General features: G+C 73.1%; 17 protein-coding genes. 5 read left to right on the top strand and 12 right to left on the bottom strand.

All coding sequences use genetic code 11. The features are described 5' to 3' along the window. Positions 1 to 15: 15 nt before the first annotated feature. Genes Msi02_RS04615 through Msi02_RS04600 form a run of 4 tightly spaced genes read right to left on the bottom strand, consistent with a single transcriptional unit; the run spans position 16 to position 3400 of the window. Complete coding sequence (locus Msi02_RS04615; protein WP_204047220.1) at positions 16 to 936, bottom strand: ABC transporter substrate-binding protein; 921 nt, start codon at positions 934 to 936, stop codon at positions 16 to 18. Between the two features lie 39 nt (positions 937 to 975). After that, positions 976 to 1638, bottom strand: coding sequence for an ABC transporter permease (locus Msi02_RS04610; protein ID WP_079316752.1), 663 nt, complete (start codon positions 1636 to 1638; stop codon positions 976 to 978). Then, positions 1635 to 2309: an ABC transporter permease gene (locus Msi02_RS04605; protein ID WP_204047219.1), complete on the bottom strand. Its 675-nt coding sequence runs from the start codon at positions 2307 to 2309 to the stop codon at positions 1635 to 1637. The genes Msi02_RS04610 and Msi02_RS04605 overlap by 4 nt, the downstream gene beginning before the upstream one ends. Then, positions 2306 to 3400, bottom strand: coding sequence for an ABC transporter ATP-binding protein (locus Msi02_RS04600; RefSeq protein WP_204047218.1), 1095 nt, complete (start codon positions 3398 to 3400; stop codon positions 2306 to 2308). Before Msi02_RS04600 ends, Msi02_RS04605 begins: the two co-directional genes overlap by 4 nt. Positions 3401 to 3684: 284 nt before the next feature. On the opposite strand from Msi02_RS04600, the gene Msi02_RS04595 reads away from it, so the two are divergent. Then, positions 3685 to 5625: a hypothetical protein gene (locus tag Msi02_RS04595; protein ID WP_204047217.1), complete on the top strand. Its 1941-nt coding sequence runs from the start codon at positions 3685 to 3687 to the stop codon at positions 5623 to 5625. Between the two features lie 31 nt (positions 5626 to 5656). On the opposite strand, the gene Msi02_RS04590 is transcribed toward Msi02_RS04595, so the two are convergent. Next, complete coding sequence (locus tag Msi02_RS04590) at positions 5657 to 6829, bottom strand: acyl-CoA dehydrogenase family protein (RefSeq protein ID WP_204047216.1); 1173 nt, start codon at positions 6827 to 6829, stop codon at positions 5657 to 5659. Next, a complete protein-coding gene (locus Msi02_RS04585) occupies positions 6829 to 7896 on the bottom strand; it encodes an acyl-CoA dehydrogenase family protein (protein ID WP_204047215.1) in 1068 nt (355 codons plus the stop codon). Before Msi02_RS04585 ends, Msi02_RS04590 begins: the two co-directional genes overlap by 1 nt. A gap of 209 nt (positions 7897 to 8105) precedes the next feature. Here Msi02_RS04585 and Msi02_RS04580 point away from each other — a divergent pair, with 209 nt between their 5' ends. From Msi02_RS04580 to Msi02_RS04570, 3 genes are all read left to right on the top strand, one after another. Then, positions 8106 to 8762, top strand: a complete 657-nt coding sequence (locus Msi02_RS04580) for a TetR family transcriptional regulator (protein ID WP_079320580.1) — start codon at positions 8106 to 8108, stop codon at positions 8760 to 8762. 192 nt (positions 8763 to 8954) lie between these two features. Further along, complete coding sequence (locus Msi02_RS04575) at positions 8955 to 9803, top strand: zinc metalloprotease (RefSeq protein WP_204047214.1); 849 nt, start codon at positions 8955 to 8957, stop codon at positions 9801 to 9803. 126 nt (positions 9804 to 9929) lie between these two features. Beyond that, positions 9930 to 10100 carry a hypothetical protein gene (locus tag Msi02_RS04570; RefSeq protein ID WP_179155554.1) on the top strand — a complete coding sequence of 57 codons (171 nt, stop codon included), beginning with the start codon at positions 9930 to 9932 and terminating at the stop codon, positions 10098 to 10100. Here Msi02_RS04570 and Msi02_RS04565 read toward each other — a convergent pair. Genes Msi02_RS04565 through Msi02_RS04550 form a run of 4 tightly spaced genes read right to left on the bottom strand, consistent with a single transcriptional unit; the run spans position 10060 to position 13697 of the window. Further along, positions 10060 to 10773 (bottom strand): VOC family protein, encoded by a 714-nt coding sequence (locus Msi02_RS04565; protein ID WP_204047213.1) that lies wholly within the window; start codon positions 10771 to 10773, stop codon positions 10060 to 10062. The genes Msi02_RS04570 and Msi02_RS04565 overlap by 41 nt on opposite strands. Beyond that, the gene (locus Msi02_RS04560; RefSeq protein ID WP_239108172.1) at positions 10760 to 11545 is read right to left on the bottom strand and encodes an alpha/beta fold hydrolase; all 786 of its coding nucleotides are present in this window, start codon (positions 11543 to 11545) and stop codon (positions 10760 to 10762) included. Before Msi02_RS04560 ends, Msi02_RS04565 begins: the two co-directional genes overlap by 14 nt. Then, positions 11545 to 12474, bottom strand: coding sequence for a Rieske 2Fe-2S domain-containing protein (locus Msi02_RS04555; RefSeq protein ID WP_204047211.1), 930 nt, complete (start codon positions 12472 to 12474; stop codon positions 11545 to 11547). Before Msi02_RS04555 ends, Msi02_RS04560 begins: the two co-directional genes overlap by 1 nt. Then, the gene (locus Msi02_RS04550) at positions 12471 to 13697 is read right to left on the bottom strand and encodes a flavin monoamine oxidase family protein (protein ID WP_204047210.1); all 1227 of its coding nucleotides are present in this window, start codon (positions 13695 to 13697) and stop codon (positions 12471 to 12473) included. Before Msi02_RS04550 ends, Msi02_RS04555 begins: the two co-directional genes overlap by 4 nt. A gap of 105 nt (positions 13698 to 13802) precedes the next feature. On the opposite strand from Msi02_RS04550, the gene Msi02_RS04545 reads away from it, so the two are divergent. After that, positions 13803 to 14966 carry a cytochrome P450 gene (locus tag Msi02_RS04545; protein ID WP_204047209.1) on the top strand — a complete coding sequence of 388 codons (1164 nt, stop codon included), beginning with the start codon at positions 13803 to 13805 and terminating at the stop codon, positions 14964 to 14966. Between the two features lie 3 nt (positions 14967 to 14969). Here the strand turns inward: Msi02_RS04545 and Msi02_RS04540 are convergent, their stop codons facing one another. Together Msi02_RS04540 and Msi02_RS04535 are read right to left on the bottom strand one after the other, a co-directional pair. Next, the gene (locus Msi02_RS04540; RefSeq protein ID WP_204047208.1) at positions 14970 to 15827 is read right to left on the bottom strand and encodes an ABC transporter permease; all 858 of its coding nucleotides are present in this window, start codon (positions 15825 to 15827) and stop codon (positions 14970 to 14972) included. Beyond that, positions 15827 to 16771 (bottom strand): ABC transporter ATP-binding protein, encoded by a 945-nt coding sequence (locus tag Msi02_RS04535; protein WP_204047207.1) that lies wholly within the window; start codon positions 16769 to 16771, stop codon positions 15827 to 15829. The genes Msi02_RS04540 and Msi02_RS04535 overlap by 1 nt, the downstream gene beginning before the upstream one ends. Positions 16772 to 16788 lie beyond the last annotated feature (17 nt).

Here is a 16788-nt window from a genome sequence, read left to right as displayed (position 1 = left end):
GGGCCCCCGCTCACGTCACAGCAGGCCGTTCTGGGTGAGCCAGTCCTTGGCCACCACGGGCGGGTCGTCCTTGTCGACGGAGATCCGCTTCATCAGGGAGACCAGCGTCTGGGTGTCGAGCTTGGCGGAGACCGCGTTCAGCGTGGAGGTCACGGTGTCGTTCACCCCGGCCTTATAGACGAGGGGCGTCACGTTCTCCGAGCCGAAGGCGTTCTTGTTGTCCTGCAGCGGCACGAGGTCGTTCAGCACGATCTTGGGGTCGGTGGTGAACACGTTGCCCACCTGGACCGTGCCGCTCTTGATCGCGTCAGCGGTGGTGTCCCCGGTCGGCTTCCACTGCTTGAACTCCAGGCCGTAGACGTTCTTGAAGTTCTCCTCCTGGCGCTGCTTGAACTCCGGCGGCCCGCCGACCACGAAGTCCTTCGCCACCTTGGCCAGGTCCTCGATGGTCGTCAGCTTGTACTTGTCGGCCGTGGCCTTGGTGACCGTGAGGGAGTTGTTGTCCTCGGCCGCCGCGGGCTCCAGGATCTCCAGCTCCGGGGGCAGCTTGGCCTTCAGGCCCGAGAGGATCTCGTCCTTGGTCCTGGCCGTGCTGGACTTGTCGACGAACGCCAGCAGCGACCCGGCGTACTCGGGCAGCACGGTCAGGCCGCCGCTCTTGATCTGGTCGTAGACGACCTCGCGGCTGCCGATGTTGGGCTTCTCCTCGACCGTGACCCCCTTGGCCTGCAGGGCCTGGGCGTAGATCGAGGCGAGCAGGACGCTCTCGGGGAAGTTGAAGGAGCCGACCACGACCTTGGCCGCGGCCGCGCCGCCCGAGCCCGACTCCGACGGTGCGGCGGACGCGGTCGTGGACAGCGGGTCGGAGCCCCCGCAGGCCGATAACGAGAGCGCCGCGGCCAGGGCGACCGCCGCGACGCCGATAATACGCCTCATACCAGAAAATCCCTTCATTCTAGGGGGATAATAGCGAGATTAGCGGACCTGGCGGACACCGGGCGAGACGACCACCCGGTCGAGCAGGACGAAGGCGAACTGGACGGCCAGGGCGAGGGCGGCCACCAGGACCGCTCCCCCGATCACGTCCGCGTAGGTCTTGGTGGCCAGGCCGTCGATGATGAACCGGCCGAGCCCGCCCAGCCCGACGAACGCCGCGACCGTGGCGGTCGAGACGACCTGGATGGCGGCGAGGCGCAGGCCCAGCAGGATCAGCGGCAGCGCGACCGGGGTCAGCGTCTGGAACAGCACCTGACGCCCGCGCAGGCCCATGCCGTACGCGGCGTCGCGCAGGTCGGCGTCCACCCCCCGCACGCCCTCGTACGTGTTCACCAGGATGGGCGGGACCGCGAGCACGATCAGCGGGATCAGCACCGGCAGGACGGTCCCCACGCCCGCCAGCAGCACCACGAGCACGAGCAGGCCGAGCGTCGGCAGGGCCCGGGCGGCGTTCGCCGCGACCACGACGAGCAGCGCGCCGCGGCCGGTGTGGCCGATGAGCAGGCCGAGCGGCACGGCGATCAGCGCCGCGACGAGGAAGGCCGCCGCCGAGAACTCCAGGTGCTCCAGCAGCCGGACCGGGATGCCGTCCGGGCCCGACCAGTGCGCCGCGTCGCCGAAGAAGTCGGCCAGCCAGTTCACGCCGTCCTCCTCGCCCGGGACCAGGGGGTCAGCAGCCGCTGGGCGAGCACGAGCAGCCCGTCGGCGAGCACGGCGAGCACGACGATGAGCACGATCCCGACCACGATGGGGGTGTAGAACTGCCGCTGCCAGCCGTCGATGAACAGGTTGCCCAGCCCGCCCTGGCCGATCAGCGCGCCCACGCTGACCAGGCTGATGCTGGACACGGTCGCGACCCGCAGCCCGGCCAGGACCACCGGCACCGCGACCGGCAACTCGACCCGGAGCAGCCGGCGCACGGGCCGGAACCCCATGGCCACCGCCGACTGCCGTACGGGGTCGGGCACCGAGGCCAGGCCGTCCACCACGGCGGGGATCAGGACCGCGAGCGCGAAGAACGTCAGCGGGATGACGACGGTCGACCGGGTGAGCCCGGTGATCGACAGGAAGATCGAGAACAGCACGAGGGACGGCAGCGAGTAGGTGACGTTCATCAGCGCGACCGTCGGCTGGTAGAGCCAGCGCCAGCGTACGCAGGCCAGGCCCAGCGGCAGAGCCACGACCAGCCCGAACAGCACGGGCAGGAAGGCCATCACGACGTGGTTCTCCAGCAGGGCGCTGATCGCGGTGGGGCCGCCGTTGGCCCAGTTGCGCGCGATCCAGTCCCAGCGGACCAGGGGCTCCTCGGTCACGCGGGCGCCCCCTCGGAGTCGCCGGCGCCGGAGGAGGAGCCGCCGCCCGAGCCGCTTGCGCCGCCGCGTGCGGGGCCGGCGGCGGGCGGCGCGTATTCGGCGAGCAGTTCGTCGATCGCGTCCCGGCCGGCCACGCCGCGCACGCGGCCCTCCTCGTCCACGGCGACCGCGGTGCCGTTGGGCGACAGCAACGCGGCGTCGAGCGCCACGCGCAGCGAGTCGGTCTCGGGATTGAAGGTGCCGTACGCCGCGAGCCCGTCCGCGGTCCGCCAGCCGAGCGGCCCGCCGTTCTCGTCGGTCTCCAGGTCGGACGGTGCCGGGCTCAGCCGCACCTCCTTGGCCGAGATGAACGACAGCCGCCGGATGCCGCGGTCGCGGCCGAGGAACTCGCGGACGAAGTCGTCGGCGGGCTCGGTGAGCAGCGTGGCCGGGCCGGCCATCTGGGCCAGCCGCCCGCCGACGCGCAGGACGGCCACCGTGTCGCCGAGCTTGACCGCCTCGTCGATGTCGTGGGTGACGAACACGATCGTCTTGCGCAGCTCCGACTGCAGCCGCAGCAGCTCGTCCTGGAGGCTGGCCCGCACGATCGGGTCGACGGCGCTGAACGGCTCGTCCATGAGCAGCACCGGAGGGTCGGCCGCGAGCGCCCGGGCCACGCCGACACGCTGCTGCTGCCCGCCCGAGAGCTGGAAGGGGTAGCGGCGGGCCAGGCCGGGGTCGAGCCCGACCAGCTCGAGCAGCTCCATCGCGCGGGCGCGCGCCTTCTTCTTGTTCCAGCCCAGCAGGTACGGCACGGTCGCCACGTTGTCCACGATCTTGCGGTGCGGGAACAGGCCCGCCTGCTGGATCACGTACCCGATGCCGCGCCGGAGCGTGGCCGGGTCGATCTCGCGCACGTCCTGACCGTCCAGGGTGATGCGGCCGGAGGTGGCGTCGATCATCCGGTTGATCATCCGCAGCGACGTGGTCTTGCCACAGCCGGAGGGGCCCACGAACACGGTGATCGCACCCGTGGGCACCTCCATGCTGAGGTCGTCCACGGCCACCGTGCCGTCCCGGTAGCGCTTGGTGACGTCTTCGAACGTGATCACGCCGTCTCGCCCTCCGAAAGAGTGTGCGACCAAGGCAACGTCGGGAGGCCTACTCGCTCTTCCCCGTCAACCTCCCCGATATCCAAACGCGACCCGTTCCGGACACACCACCCGGCGGCCAGCCTACGGTGGGAACCTCCGATATCCGGGCCTAGATATCTATCAATAGGGCATCTCATGATGCGTGGCGCGGTGATGTGTTGGCATGATTACTCTCACGCCTCTCCCGTCCCTCCGCCGCGTCCCTCCGATAGGACCAGCCACGAAATACAGAGGAGCCGGTCGTGACTCCACCGCTCACCGGTCAGCGCTCCAGGAGCGAGCTGATCGCCGAGCTCTACGAGCGTCACGCCGCGGGCTTGTTCGCCTACTGCCACGACCAGCTCGGTGAGACCGCGTCCGCCGCCGACGCCGTGGTGGCCGTCTTCACCGCCGCTCCGACCGCCGAGCCGCCCTCGCGCGCCGCGCTGTACGCGCTGGGGCGCCGGGAGATCTACCGCCGGGACGTCAGCTACGCGCTGCCGGCCGTCGACTCCGTCGCCGACCCCGCCACCTCCTTGATCGAGCGGGTGTTCCGGGACATCCGGCCGCACCAGCGGGAGGTCCTGCTGCTGTCGGAGGTGTGCGGCCTCACGGCGCCCGAACTGGCGCTGGTCCTCGATGTCGCGGCCGACACCGCCGAGGAGCTGATCGCGGGAGCGGCGCGCCGCTTCGCCCAGACGCTGGAGACGGCGGTCACCGCCGCGAGGTCGGCGCCGTTCGTGCCCGCCTCCGTCGCGGAGGTCTACGACGCCATCGGCGTCTCCCCCCTCGGCGACGTGCTGGCCCGGCTGCCCTGGCGGCGGCCGGGCGCGTCCGTACGCGACCGGGTGCTTTCCGCGCTGCCGTACGAGGAGCCGGGGAGCGCCACGACGGGCGGGGAGCAGTCCTCCGGGCTGGTCACCAAGAGGCTGTGGCCGACCACTCCGACCTGGCCGCTGCCGCTGAGCGACCCCGACCAGGTCACCAACACGTGCGTGGTCAAGACCGACGCCATCGCGCAGCCCCAGGGCTCGCGGCGCAGGGCCAAGCACGAGGCGACGACCGAGCCCATGCCCCGGCTGCGCGGTGCGCTGCTCAACTCGCTCGGCGAGAGCCGTCTGCGCAGGAAGCGCACCGGGCGGCCCACGCCCGCGGAGCGACCGGCGGCCCTGGCCGCGCCCGTGGAGCCGCAGCCGTCCGCGCAGGAACCCCCGCAGACCGCGCCCGCCACGCCGCCGCCCGCCCCGGAGGTCCCGGAGACCACCGCCAAGCCGTTCGACGCGTTCGGCACGTCGGATGCCTCACATCGCGCGGACCCGTTCGACGCCTTCGGCACCACGGGCGCGCCTCGCCCTGTGGAGCCCTTGGATGCTTTCGGCACCGCCCCGCGCCCGGCGGAGCCCTTCGACGCCTTCGGGACTTCCAGCGCACCCCGCCCCGCGGAACCGTTCGACGCGTTCGGCACCGCCCCGCGCCCGGCAGAGCCCTTCGACGCCTTCGGGACTTCCAGCGCACCCCGCCCCGCGGAGCCGTTCGACGCCTTCGGCGCCGCCCCGCGCCCGGCTGAGCCGCTGGAGGCGTTGTTCGACACGCTCCGCTTCGCCGTGCCCTTCGACGCGTTCCGTACGGCCGAGACGGCGGGCACGCCGCGGCAGGCCGAGTCCACCGGCGCCTTGCCAGGGACCGAGGAGCCGTCCGGCTTCCCACGGGCCGAGGAGCCGTCCGGCTTCTCACGGGCCGAGGAGCCGTCCGGCTTCTCACGGGCCGAGGAGCCGTCCGGCGAGGCCACGCTGACACCGCCCGCCGAGTCGCTTCTCCCGGCCGTTCCCCCCGTGGACGCGTTCGCGCCCGCGCCCCGGGAGGCCGAGCGACCCTCGGAACAGCTCGCCGAGCCCTTCCTCCCCGCCGAGGAGCCGTCGGCGGAGGCGGACGGCGAGCGTGCCGCCGAGGAGCCTCCGGCGAAGACGGACACCCTGGTGCACCCGGCCGCCGCGGCGGTCCGCGTTCCCGCGCCCGCCGCCTCCCGCCGTCAGGGCCGCAAGCACACGGCGAGCAGGAGCACGGCGAGCAGGAGCGCGGGCAGGGGCCGCCGGGGCAAGGGCGACCGGCACTACGACTGGCTGTGGGAAGTCGTCGGCATCCTGATCTGCCTGATCATCGCGCTGATCGTCTTCTTCAACGTGCCGACCGTGTTCACGCCCTGAGCCCGGAACGCCGGTAGCGCCGGGCGCGTCCTCATCGTGGCGGTTTGGGCAGCCCGAGCCCGAGCATGGCGATCAACTCGCGCTGGACCTCGTTGACACCGCCGCCGAAGGTGAGCACGAGCGCGCCCTTGACGCCCCGGTCCACCCGCTCGATCAGGTCGCGCGTCTCCTCGTCGTACGGATCGCCGAAGCGGGCCAGCGTGTCGCCGACGATCCGGCCGACGTCCTGCACCCGCTCGGAGGCGTAGATCTTGGTGGCCGACGCGTCGGGCGCGCCCAGCCAGCCGAGGTCCATCGACGCCGCGACCTGCCAGTTCAGCAGCTCGTTCGTGCGGAAGTACGCGTACACCTCGGCGACGGCCCGCCGTACGTCGGGGTGCTCCCACAGCGGCGCGCCGTCGCGTCCCCGATTGGTCCTCGCCCAGCGGGCGAAACGGTCGAGAGTGTGCCCGATGTTGCCGGCGGGCCCGAGCGTGACGCGTTCGTGGTTGAGCTGGCTGACGATCAGGTCCCAGCCCTTGTCCACCTCGCCGACGACCATGTCGAGCGGGACGCGCACGTCCGAGTAGTACGTCGCGTTGGTGTGGTGGCGGCCGTCCATCGTGATGATCGGCGTCCAGGAGAACCCGGGGTCCGTGCAGTCGACGATCACCATGGTGATCCCGCGGTGCTTCTTCGCCGCCGGATCGGTGCGCGCCGCCAGCCAGACGTAGTCGGCGTGGTGCGCGCCCGAGGTGAACACCTTCTGGCCGTTGACCACGTAGTGGTCGCCGTCCCGCACCGCCGTCGTCCGCAGCGACGCGAGGTCGGTGCCCGCCTCCGGCTCGCTGTAGCCGATCGCGAAGTGGCACTCTCCGGCCAGGATGCGCGGCAGGAAGAACTCCTTCTGCGCCTGCGTGCCGTACCGCATCAGCGTCGGGCCGACCGTCTGCAACGTGATCAGGGGGTACGGCACCTCGGCCCGGGTCACCTCGTTGGCGAAGATCTGCTGCTCGACCGGGCCGTAACCGCCCCCGCCGTACTCCTTCGGCCATCCGAGGCCGAGCTTGCCGTCGCGGCCCAGCCTGCGGCAGTGCGCCATGTACGCCTCGCCGAACGGGTCGCGGCCGATCTCGGCGCGCTGCTCGGCGGTCAGACAGGACGCGAAGTACTCCCGCAGGTCGTCGCGGAGCCGCCGCTGCTCCGCCGTCAGCTCGATGAACATCAGACCAGGGCTCCGATCAGGTCGAGTTGGGCCTGCCCGCCGCCGAGCAGATGGGCGAGGTGCTTGCCCAGGCCGAAGTGACGATGCAGCGGATAGGTCAGGTCGAGCCCGATGCCGCCGTGCAGGTGCTGACAGGTGTAGAGCGCCCGTACGGCATCTGCGGCCGCGTTGTAGGCGGCGACGGCCAGGTCCCGCTCCGCGGGCAACCCCTCGCCCAGCCGCCACACGCCCGTCCACATGGCGACGTCGAGCGCCCGTGAGGCGATGTAGACGTCGGCGATCTGCATGGTCACGGCCTGGAACTCGGCGAGCACCCGGTCGAACTGCCTGCGCGTGGCGATGTGTCCCTTGGTCAGCGCGAGCGCGCCCGCGAGGACCCCGGAGGCGGTCGCGGTCACGGCGGCCAGGGTGTTCAGCCGCAGCGCGGCGACGGCCGCGCCGCCCGGCTCCCCCACCATCTCCCCCGGCGCGTCCTCCAGGGTGACCACGGCCGCGGGCTCCCCCGTCGTCGTCGCCACCGGCCGCACCTGAGCGTCCCCCGGGCGGACGAGGAACAGCGCGGCCTCGCCGCCGGAGAGCGCGGGCACGACGATGGCCGACGCCTCGGCGGCGTACGGGACGATTCCGGGCCGCCCGGTGATCCTGCCGTCCCTGGCCGTCGCGGCCGGCGGGTCGCCGGGGCCCGCCCCGGCCTCGCGGAACGCGACGGTCAGCACCTCCTCCCCCTCGCCGAACGGCGCGAGCGCCCGCCGCTGCGCGTCCGTCCCGTGCCCGGCGACGGTCAGCGCGGCGATCAGGCCGGGCAGCGCGGGGACCGGCGCGACGCGGGCCCCCACCTCCCGCAGGATCACCGCCGTCGCGAGCGGGCCGAGCCCGGCCCCGCCCGCCTCGGGCGGCAGGCACGCGCCGAGCAGGCCCGCCTGCGCCAGCGCCTTCCACGCCCCCGCGTCGTACGGCCGGCCGCCGCGCTCGTGCGCCTCGATCCTGGCCTGGTCCGCCTCCCGGTCCAGCACCGACGCGGCCAGCGCGCGCAACTCCGCATGGGTCTCGTCGAGATCGAAGTCCACCGGACCTCCCGCGTGTTCCACGGACCTGTCTGCGGGGCGGGATCCCCACCCAGAACCGCAAACTAGAACGGATTCTAATCTCTGTCCAGAGGGAGGCTCACGAACCGGCGACGACACGCGACTGAAACACCAAAGTCATATAGCCGCCAGCGCTTTTGTGACTCACGGGTAACCATCCGGAAGGAGCGGAAATCAGATAACGTGTTCCTATGCGCACTTCGCATGCAGTCGCCGACGCTCCACCACCGCTTCCCGAAGGCCCCTCCGCCGCGGCCGGCCATCCGGCCCCGGCCACCCCCGGGGTCCGCACGCGGAGCCAGCACCAACGGCGCCGGCGCATCGTCCAGGCGGCGGCCGCCCTCGCCTCCCGCGGAGGCGTCGAGGCGATGCAGATGCGCACGGTCGCCGAGCGCGCGGGCGTCGCCCTGGGAACGCTCTACCGCTACTTCCCCTCGAAGATGGACCTGGTCGTGGCGGTGGTCGGCGAGGAGATCGACCTGCTGGAGTCCAGCATCGAGCGGCGCCCGCCGCACGCCGCCCACCCCGCCGGCCGCGCGGTCGACGTGCTGATGCGGGCCACCCGGGGCCTGATGCGCGAGCCGGAACTCGCCGACGCGCTCATCCGCTCCCTGATCATGGCGGAGGTGGAGGCGCCGTTCGGCGACCGGATGGCGAGCCTGCTGCTGCGCGTCGCCACCGACGGCCGCACGGTGAACCTTCCCGCGGAGGACCAGCTCGCGCTCACCGGCTCCCTGGCGGGAGTCTGGGTGCAGGAGTTGCTGGAGATGCTGCGCGGGCGGCGCACCTACGAGCAGATCCAGCACCGCATCGAGATCGCCGCCGAGCGGCTGCTGGCGGGTTTCTAGATTCTCCCCGGCCACGCGATGAAATTCGCGCGGCCCCGCGGTGACGCGACGTCCGCGGCCACGGGTAAGACGGATATGCCAGATGGGCCGGCCGTCGTCTCACACTAGAACGAGTTCCAGTCTTATTGGAATAAAATTCCAATTGCGGGAAAGCGCCTGGACCGGCCCTGCCGGTTCTGGTTCCATGACAGGGTGACGAGCACCCCCGAGATCCCGGCGGCCCGACGGGACGCCGCCGCTCCGCGCATCCCCTCCGCCCGCGCGGCCTGGGGGCCGCTCTCCCTGTCGTACGCGACGGCGCAACTCGTCGAGGTGTTCCTGCACGAGGGATCACACGCGCTGGCCGCCCGGGCGCTGGGGTTCCATCCTGCCATCGGCCAGTTCGTCGAGTTGCACGTGCCCTCGCCACACCGCGCGCAGGAGGCCCTGGTGGCCGCCGCCGGCCCGGTCGGCAGCCTCGTCACCGGCCTCGTCTGCTGGGCGCTGTACCGCCGGCGCGGGCCCTCCTATCCGCGACTGCTGCTGATGTGGCTGGCGATGACCGGCGTCGTGGCGTTCCTGGGCTACCTGGTGGTCACACCGCTGCTCACGGTGGGCGACACCGGGGTTCTGGCCCGTCTCTACCATGTGCCCGTCGCCGTCCAGTTCCTCGTCGCCGCCGCCGCGATGGCGGTTCTCTACCTGGTCACGCGGCCGCTCAGCCGGATGTACCTCGACTCGCTGCCCGCGAGCGTGCCCCTGGACACCCCGCGCGCCCGCAAGGCGGCCGTGACGCGCCTGTGGATCCCCTACCTGATCGGCCTGGCGCTGCTGGTGCCCGCCGGTCTCGGCGGCGACCCCGAGGTGGTCTTCTACGGCATCCTCGGCTGCTGGGGGCCGGGAATGGCGCTGGTCGGATTCATGACGCCGAGCGCGGGCCGGCCGTACGAACGCGAGGAGAGGCCGGGCACCGGCTGGCGGCTTCCCGTGTGGGCGTTTTTCGGCTACGCCGCGGTGGTCGCGTTCTATCTGCTCGTGCTGCGGCCCGGCCTGAATATCTGACCTCCCGGAATACGCATACGTACGCCCCCGGGATCCGGATGCGTAATAACCGGAATCACCCTGGACGGCCCCCGGGACATGGCCGATGATGCGTTCGCCGAATTCTTTTTCCCTCGGGGAGCCGTCATGGGACTGGGCAACATCCGCCTCATCGTGCCGCTGGTGTACGCGATCGCGGTCGTCGTGTCGCTGATGATCGACAAGACCGTGGGGGTGGTCGTCGTGATCGTCGGGGCGCTCCTCGTGGCCGCGTTCTTCATCTGGTTCCGCCCGCGGAGCGGGACCGGCCGTCCCTGACTCCGAACAGCGCGCCCCACGGGTCGCGCACCACCGCCTCACGCCCGTCGTCCCCCGCCTCGGCGACCCGGCCGCCTGCCCGTTCCACGGCCACGGCCGCCGAGGGCACGTCGTCCACGAGGAAATACGACACCCACTGCGGGGACACGCCGTGCGGCACGCCGCGCACCTCCCGCCCGTGCCCCGGATCCTCCCCGAAGAGCCCCGCGTAGAAGGCGCGGGCGGCGGCGGGATCGGCCGCCCACAGCTCGTGGCCGCAGGTCGCGCCGTACTCGTCGATCAGGACGATGCCCTCCGCCCAGTGCCCCTGCCAGAAACCGACCGACACCCCCGTCGCGTCGACCGCGAACAGGAACCGCCCGTCCTCGCCGGCGCCGAGCGGCCCGAACACCACCGTGCCGCCGAGCGCGGTCACCCGCCCGGCCACCGCGTCGGCGTCCTTCGCCGCCAGGTAGGTGTTCCAGGTGGGCGGCAACCCCCGTCCCGGTGGCACCCGGCCGAATCCTCCCACCACCTCCCCGGCCTGCCGCGCCAGGCGATAGCCGTACTCCTCGGGCTCGTCGAAGGTCCAGCCGAACAGGCGCGCGTAGAAGTCCCGCGCGCCCTCCGGGTCGGCCGCCATGTAGTCCACCCAGCAGGGCGAGCCCTGCGCGTACGTCTCACGCCTGGGCATCTGCCCGGCTCCTTTCCAGGTGGGACCGGATGAGCCGCGCGGCGGCCTCCGGGCGCTCGATCAGGCACAGGTGGCCGGCGTCCGCCATCTCGACCACCCGGCAGCGGGGGACGAGCCCGCCCAGCCGGTCGGCGTTGGCCGCGAACGTCGGCATCTCGGCGTCCCCGACGAGGACCAGGGTGTCGGCCCTGATCGCGCCGAGCGCCTCGTCGGTATGCGTGTGCCGGTGGAACGCCGCCATCGCGCCGGTGCGCAGTTCGTCCCAGCCGTGCCGGGCGATGACCGTCCGCAGGCTCGCCCGCAGCCGGGGGTGCGCCTGGGTGCCGCGGAAGATGTCGGGCGGGGAGGACATCCAGACGTCCGCAAGCGCGGCGCCGTCGGCACCGGCCCGCCGCAACGCCATCAGCTCGCGGTAACGCGGGGCCGTCCCCGGCTCGCTGGGGGCGCCCGCGATGGTGGGAGCCGCCACGACGAGGCGCCGTACGACGTCGGGCGCGTCCACGGCGAGCTGGATCCCCGCCAGCGACCCGAAGGACAGGGCCACGACGTCGTGCGCCCCCTCGGCCCGCGCGACGGCCGCGATCTCGGCCGCCAGGTCCGGCAGCGTCGTGCCCGGCCACATCGGACCGGACCCTCCGTGGCCCGGCAGGTCGACGCCGACGTGCCGCCGGCCGGGCAGCAGCGCCCACAGGTCGCGCCAGGTGGAGGAGTCCATCGTGTAGCCGTGGAGCCACAGCACGGCCGGGCCGCTCCCGCTCGCGTGCACTCGCATCACGCCTGCTCCCCCGTCACCGCCGCGGAAGGGGTTCCGGCCGGTGGAACGGCGCCGAAGGTCGCGCAGAACCGGCGGAAGGCCAGCACGGGCCGGTCGCCGGCGTCGTAGCGCTGCGGCGCGTCCGGATCGAGGTGGTCCCAGACGACGCGGTCCTGCTCGAAGGCGTACCGCGCGCCGTGGACCAGCGCGTCGAGCGCCTCGGCGCGCTCCGGCGGCAGTGCGATGGCGACCCGCCCCACACAGCCGCCGGAGGTGGGCACCGCGCCCGTGATGATCGTGTACGGCGCGTCCGCGGTGCCCAGCTCGGTCACGACGAGGCTGGGACTGAACGCCCGGGCGTAGAACCGGGAGGCGAAGTCGAGCCGGCGCTCCCGCTCCCACGGCGGGGCCTTGGTGCGGAACTCCCCTTCGATCGCCAGCTCGCCGTCGGGGCAGGGCGAGACCCGCATGCCGATCACCCGGGGCACGAGGTGGACCTGGTGGAAGTGCTCGGCGTCGAAGGCGTTCTCCACCACGTACTCCGAAGGGACCGCCACCGGCTGGATCACCGCGCCCACGACGAGGTTGCCGTCGGCCACCTCCTTGATCGCCCGCTGGAAGCCCCGGTCGTCATCCGCGGACAGCCGCACGAACACCGCCGCGCCCGCCCGCTCGACCGCGTACTCGGCGACCGACCAGCGTCGCGCCGTGTCCCCGAGTGCCACCCGCTTGCCGTGGAAGGGGCAGATGACGCAGTCGCCGTCCAGGGTGCCGCCGTGGCCCAGGGCCGCACCCCGGTGCGGGCACAGCCCGTCGAACACGCGGATTCGCGACCCGTCCCGTACGGCGAGCAGCCTGCGCCCGCCGAGCAGCAGAGGGTTCAGCCCTTCGGCGAGTTCCTCCTCGAACGCCAGCAGATACCAGCCCGTGTGCACTTTCCCGATCATCGCCCTACCGCCTCCAGGACCTCTCCGGCCGCGCGGTCACCGCTGGCCATGGCCGCCTGAACCATCGGGACACCGGCCGCCGTGGCCTCGCCCGCGAAGAACACCGTGCCGCCCATCGGCTCCGCCCACGCCGCCCGCGCCCACAGGCCGCCGACCCGGGGATAGGTGAACGCACCGGTCGCCCAGGCGTCCGCGCCCCAGTCGGCCGCCTCGACGTGCTCGGACCGGGCGTCCCCGGCCCAGGGCAGCACCCGGCCCAGTGGGGGCGGCCCTCCGCGGGCCGCCTCGCGCGCCCGCGCGGCGGCCCCGGCCTTGGCCACCACCAGGACGCGTGTGCTGCCGGCGGTGCAGGTGACGAAGCCGAGCCCGCCCTCGGCGTCGAACACGACGGCCGACTCCGGGGCGGGCCGCGACAGCGTCACCACCCCGCACCAGGCGTCGCCGAGGCGCAGCGACTCGGCCGCCGCCCGCTTGCGGTCCGGCATGTCCGCGATCGCGAGCGCCCCGCCCGCGACCACGGGCGGAGGCACGGTCACCACCGCCGCCGTGGCCGTCACCGCGCCCTCGTCGAGCCGGGCCTCCACCCGGCCAGGCGACCAGGCGATGCTCCTGGCCGGGCTGCCGGGCCGTACGTCGAGCCCGTGGGCCAGCAGGCCGGGCAGCCGGTCGAACCCTCCGCGGACGGCGAACCGGCCCTCGCCGACGTCGTCGGCGCGGCGTCCGGCGGCCATGCCCGCCTCGCTGAGGGACTCGGGGTCGGCGGCCCAGTTCTGCCGCAGCCACTCGGCCTGGGCGCCGGAGGTGAGCCGCCCCGCGACGGGCACGTCCTCCCCCGGGTCCCGCAGCAGACTCTGCTCGACCGCCCACGGCGGCCGTCCCCGCCGGGCGAGCACGCCCAGCGGCAGCACCCGCCCCGCCGAGGCGACAAGGGCCGTGCCCGGCCGCAGCGGCTCGGCCGCGTCCGGTTCCAGCACGTCCCACACGGGGTTGCGGTCGCCGTGGACGACCTGAGCCCCCAGCTCCATCGGGGGGCCGCCGTCGCCGGGGCGGTAGGTGCGTACCCGCCCGCCGACGCGGTCCCTGGCCTCCAGCACCGTGACGGCGAGACCGGCGGCGCGCAGCCGCCGTGCGGCGGTCAGGCCGCTGACGCCCGCGCCCACGACCACTACATCGACCCGCATCGCTGCCTCCCACTGGCCCGTTCGGTCCGCAGTTGTTCGCATTCATCCCGGCGGCGGCCACTCTGTAGTAGCGTGGCCGTGCCGTGATCTTGTAGCCCGTGATCGTGTGACCCGTGATCTTGTGAGCTCAGCACCGAGGGACCGCCGATGACCGCTCCCCTCCGGCTTCCGGCCGGTCTGGCCCACCCGTTCTCGCCTGCGGGGAGATCCGACCCGTATCCGGCGTACGACTGGCTGCGGGCCAACGATCCGGTCCACTTCGACGTCACGTCCCGGATGTGGCTGCTCACGGCGCACGAGCACTGCGCGAGCGCGCTCAGGGACCCCCGGTTCTCGGCCGCCCTCGGACAGCGCGAGCGGGTGCGCGACGACGACCTGCCCGCGTCGATGCTGACCACCGACCCGCCCGAGCACAATCGGCTGCGCGCCCCCGGCATGGCCCTGCTCGGCCCCGCCGCGGTGCGCGAGCTCGCCGACGGCATCGCCACTGTCGTGGACGGCCTGCTCGACGGGCTGGCGGACGCGGTGGAGGTCACCCGGGACCTCGGCGAGCCGTTCGCGACCGGCGTGCTGGCCCGGACGCTGCTCCTGCCTCGCGAGGACGAGGCGGCCTTCGCGGACCTGGCGCGGCGGGCCTCGGTCAACCTCGACCCGCTGGCCGGGCCGCAGGCCGCGCGGGAGGGCCGCGTGGCGATGGGCGAGCTGACCCGCTTCCTCGACGCGCACGTGGCGCGCGGGCCCGGCGGGTCGATCGGGCGGCTGGCCGCGGACGAGCGGCTGACCCGGCCCGAGATGCTGGGCATCCTCTCGCTGGCCGTCGTCGGCGGCTGGCGCCCGCTGGCCGAGATGGTGGGTAACGCGCTGTTCTGGCTGCTGCCCCGCCCCGAGGCCCTGGCGGCCCTTCGCGAGGGCGGCGACGACCTCGCCCGTACGGCGGTCGACGAGCTGCTGCGGCTGGAGGCGCCCATCCCCTTCACGGCGAGGGTGACGACCGCGGAGGTGTCCTTCGGGGACGCGGTCATTCCCGCCGGGGCGCGGGTGCTCGCCGTGGTCGCGGCGGCCAACCGGGACCCGGCCGTCTTCGACCGCCCCGGCGACCTGGTGCTGACCCGGTCTCCCAATCCCCACCTCGCCTTCGGCGCCGGCACCCATTTCTGCCTGGGCGCGCCCCTCGTCCGGCAGGCCGGCGCGCTGCTGCTGCGCGGCCTGGCCGAGCGCTTTCCCGCGATCCGCCCGGACGGCGCCCCGCCCGCCTGGGCGCCCGTGCTCGTGCCGCGTCGGCTGAACGAGTTCCGGATCCGGCTCTCCTGACGGTCAGCGGACGTTGGGCCCGCGCCAGCGGAAGGTCAGGAAGCTCAGCGCGAGCCCGGCGAGGCACCACGCGGCCAGCACGAGCGCCACGCGGTCGAGCTCCCACACGCCCGCGGGCTCGACGCGGGCGAAGTCGTTGGGCAGGAACACCGAGCGCAGTCCCTGGGTCATCCACTTGAGCGGGAACAGGGCCGCGACCGTCTGCATCCACGCCGGCAGCTGGCTGTAGGGGAAGAACACCCCTGAGATGAACTGCAGCACCAGGAACGGCAGGGTGACGATGGCCGAGGCCGACCGGGCGTTGGGGATGACCGAGCTGAACGCCACGGCCAGCAGCGTGCAGGCCACCGCGCCGAGCAGCAGCACCCACACGAGCGTCTCCCAGCGGGCGGTGGTCGAGGGCAGCGGCAGCCCGAACGCCACCACGGCCACCGCGAGCAGCAGGAGCGTCTCCAGGGTGCCGGTCACGGCCACCCTGACCACCTTGCCGATGAAGTAGGCGGACTTCGGCATCGGGCTGGAGGCCAGCCGGCGGATCATCCCGGTGTCGCGCTCGATGGCGACGCTGATGGCCAGCCCGTTGAAGCTGACGCTCATCACGCCACAGCCGATGATGCCCGCGATGAACATCTGCTTGAAGTCGGTGTGAGTGCCGGGCACGGTCCCCGAGAAGATGGAGCCGAGTACGACCAGCAGCACGACGGGCAGCAGCAGCGTGAAGACCAGCGACTGCCGGTTGCGGAAGAACGACTTGAGCTCGACCGACGACCGCGAGACGGCCGCCCGCCACACGATCGAGCGGGCGGGATCGAGCACCACCGCGCCGCTCTCCTGGGTGAGGGCCGCGTTGGGAGCGCTCATCACACGACACCGCCTTCCTGGTTGCTCCGGATGAGGTCCAGGTAGATCTCCTCGAGCGACGGCCGGTGGATGCGCAGGTCCGGCAGTTCGCGCACGCCGGAGGCGGCCGCCCAGGGCAGCAGCGCGGCCATGGCCTCGGTGGGGTGGTGCGTGCGTACGACCACAAGGCCCTCCGCCTCCTCCACCACGGCGTCGCCCGGCAGCGCGGGCAGGCTCCGGTCGAGCCCGTCCGTCCTGGCGAAGCTCACGGCGGCGGGTGTCGCGCGCCGGCCGCCCAGCTCCGCGACCGGGCCCGACTCGACGACCCGCCCCCCGACGATGACGGCCGCCCGCTGCGCCAGCGCCTCGACCTCGTCCAGGTAATGGGTGGTGAGCACGGTGGTCTTGCCACGGTCGGCGAAGTAGCGGACGAGGTCCCACGCCTCCCTGCGGGCGACGGGGTCGAGTCCCGTCGTCGGCTCGTCGAGGAAGATCAGATCGGGGTCCCCGACAACGCCGACCGCGACGTCGAGCCGCCGGGCCTGCCCACCGGAGAGCGTCTGTGCCTGCTTGCGCGCCTGCTTGCCGAGGCCGACCATGTCGATCACCTCGGCCACCGGCAGCGGCGCGGGGTAGAACGCGGCGAAGTGCTCGACCACCTCGCGCACGGTCAGGTCGGTGTACGCCCCCGTCGTCTGGGGGACGACGCCGATCCGCGCCCGCCACTCGGGCGCGTCCTCGGCCGGGTCGCGGCCGAGGACGCGCACGTCGCCGGAGGTCCGCCGGCGAACCCCCACCAGGATCTCGACCGTGGTGGTCTTGCCGGCGCCGTTCGGCCCGAGGAGGGCGAACACCTCGCCGCTCCGCACGTCGAGGTCCACCTCCTCGACCGCGTTCACCGGACCGTACCGCTTGCGCAGGGAGCGCACGTGGACGGGGTTCGCCTGCTCGGCGACCGTGGACATGATCTGCCCTCCGAGTG

Origin of the sequence: Microbispora siamensis (assembly GCF_016863095.1) — a bacterium.
GTDB classification, from domain to species: domain Bacteria; phylum Actinomycetota; class Actinomycetes; order Streptosporangiales; family Streptosporangiaceae; genus Microbispora; species Microbispora siamensis.
This window is presented reverse-complemented; position numbering and strand designations above follow the sequence as displayed.

Excerpts from the sequence above, each read along its gene's own strand:
- Msi02_RS04615 (WP_204047220.1), bottom strand. The coding sequence starts at position 936 with ATGAGGCGTATTATCGGCGTCGCGGCGGTCGCCCTGGCCGCGGCGCTC.
- Msi02_RS04590 (WP_204047216.1), bottom strand. The coding sequence starts at position 6,829 with ATGTTCATCGAGCTGACGGCGGAGCAGCGGCGGCTCCGCGACGACCTG.
- Msi02_RS04580 (WP_079320580.1), top strand. The coding sequence starts at position 8,106 with ATGCGCACTTCGCATGCAGTCGCCGACGCTCCACCACCGCTTCCCGAA.
- Msi02_RS04570 (WP_179155554.1), top strand. The coding sequence starts at position 9,930 with ATGGGACTGGGCAACATCCGCCTCATCGTGCCGCTGGTGTACGCGATC.
- Msi02_RS04565 (WP_204047213.1), bottom strand. The coding sequence starts at position 10,773 with ATGCCCAGGCGTGAGACGTACGCGCAGGGCTCGCCCTGCTGGGTGGAC.
- Msi02_RS04560 (WP_239108172.1), bottom strand. The coding sequence starts at position 11,545 with ATGCGAGTGCACGCGAGCGGGAGCGGCCCGGCCGTGCTGTGGCTCCAC.
- Msi02_RS04555 (WP_204047211.1), bottom strand. The coding sequence starts at position 12,474 with ATGATCGGGAAAGTGCACACGGGCTGGTATCTGCTGGCGTTCGAGGAG.
- Msi02_RS04550 (WP_204047210.1), bottom strand. The coding sequence starts at position 13,697 with ATGCGAACAACTGCGGACCGAACGGGCCAGTGGGAGGCAGCGATGCGG.
- Msi02_RS04545 (WP_204047209.1), top strand. The coding sequence starts at position 13,803 with ATGACCGCTCCCCTCCGGCTTCCGGCCGGTCTGGCCCACCCGTTCTCG.
- Msi02_RS04540 (WP_204047208.1), bottom strand. The coding sequence starts at position 15,827 with ATGAGCGCTCCCAACGCGGCCCTCACCCAGGAGAGCGGCGCGGTGGTG.
- Msi02_RS04535 (WP_204047207.1), bottom strand. The coding sequence starts at position 16,771 with ATGTCCACGGTCGCCGAGCAGGCGAACCCCGTCCACGTGCGCTCCCTG.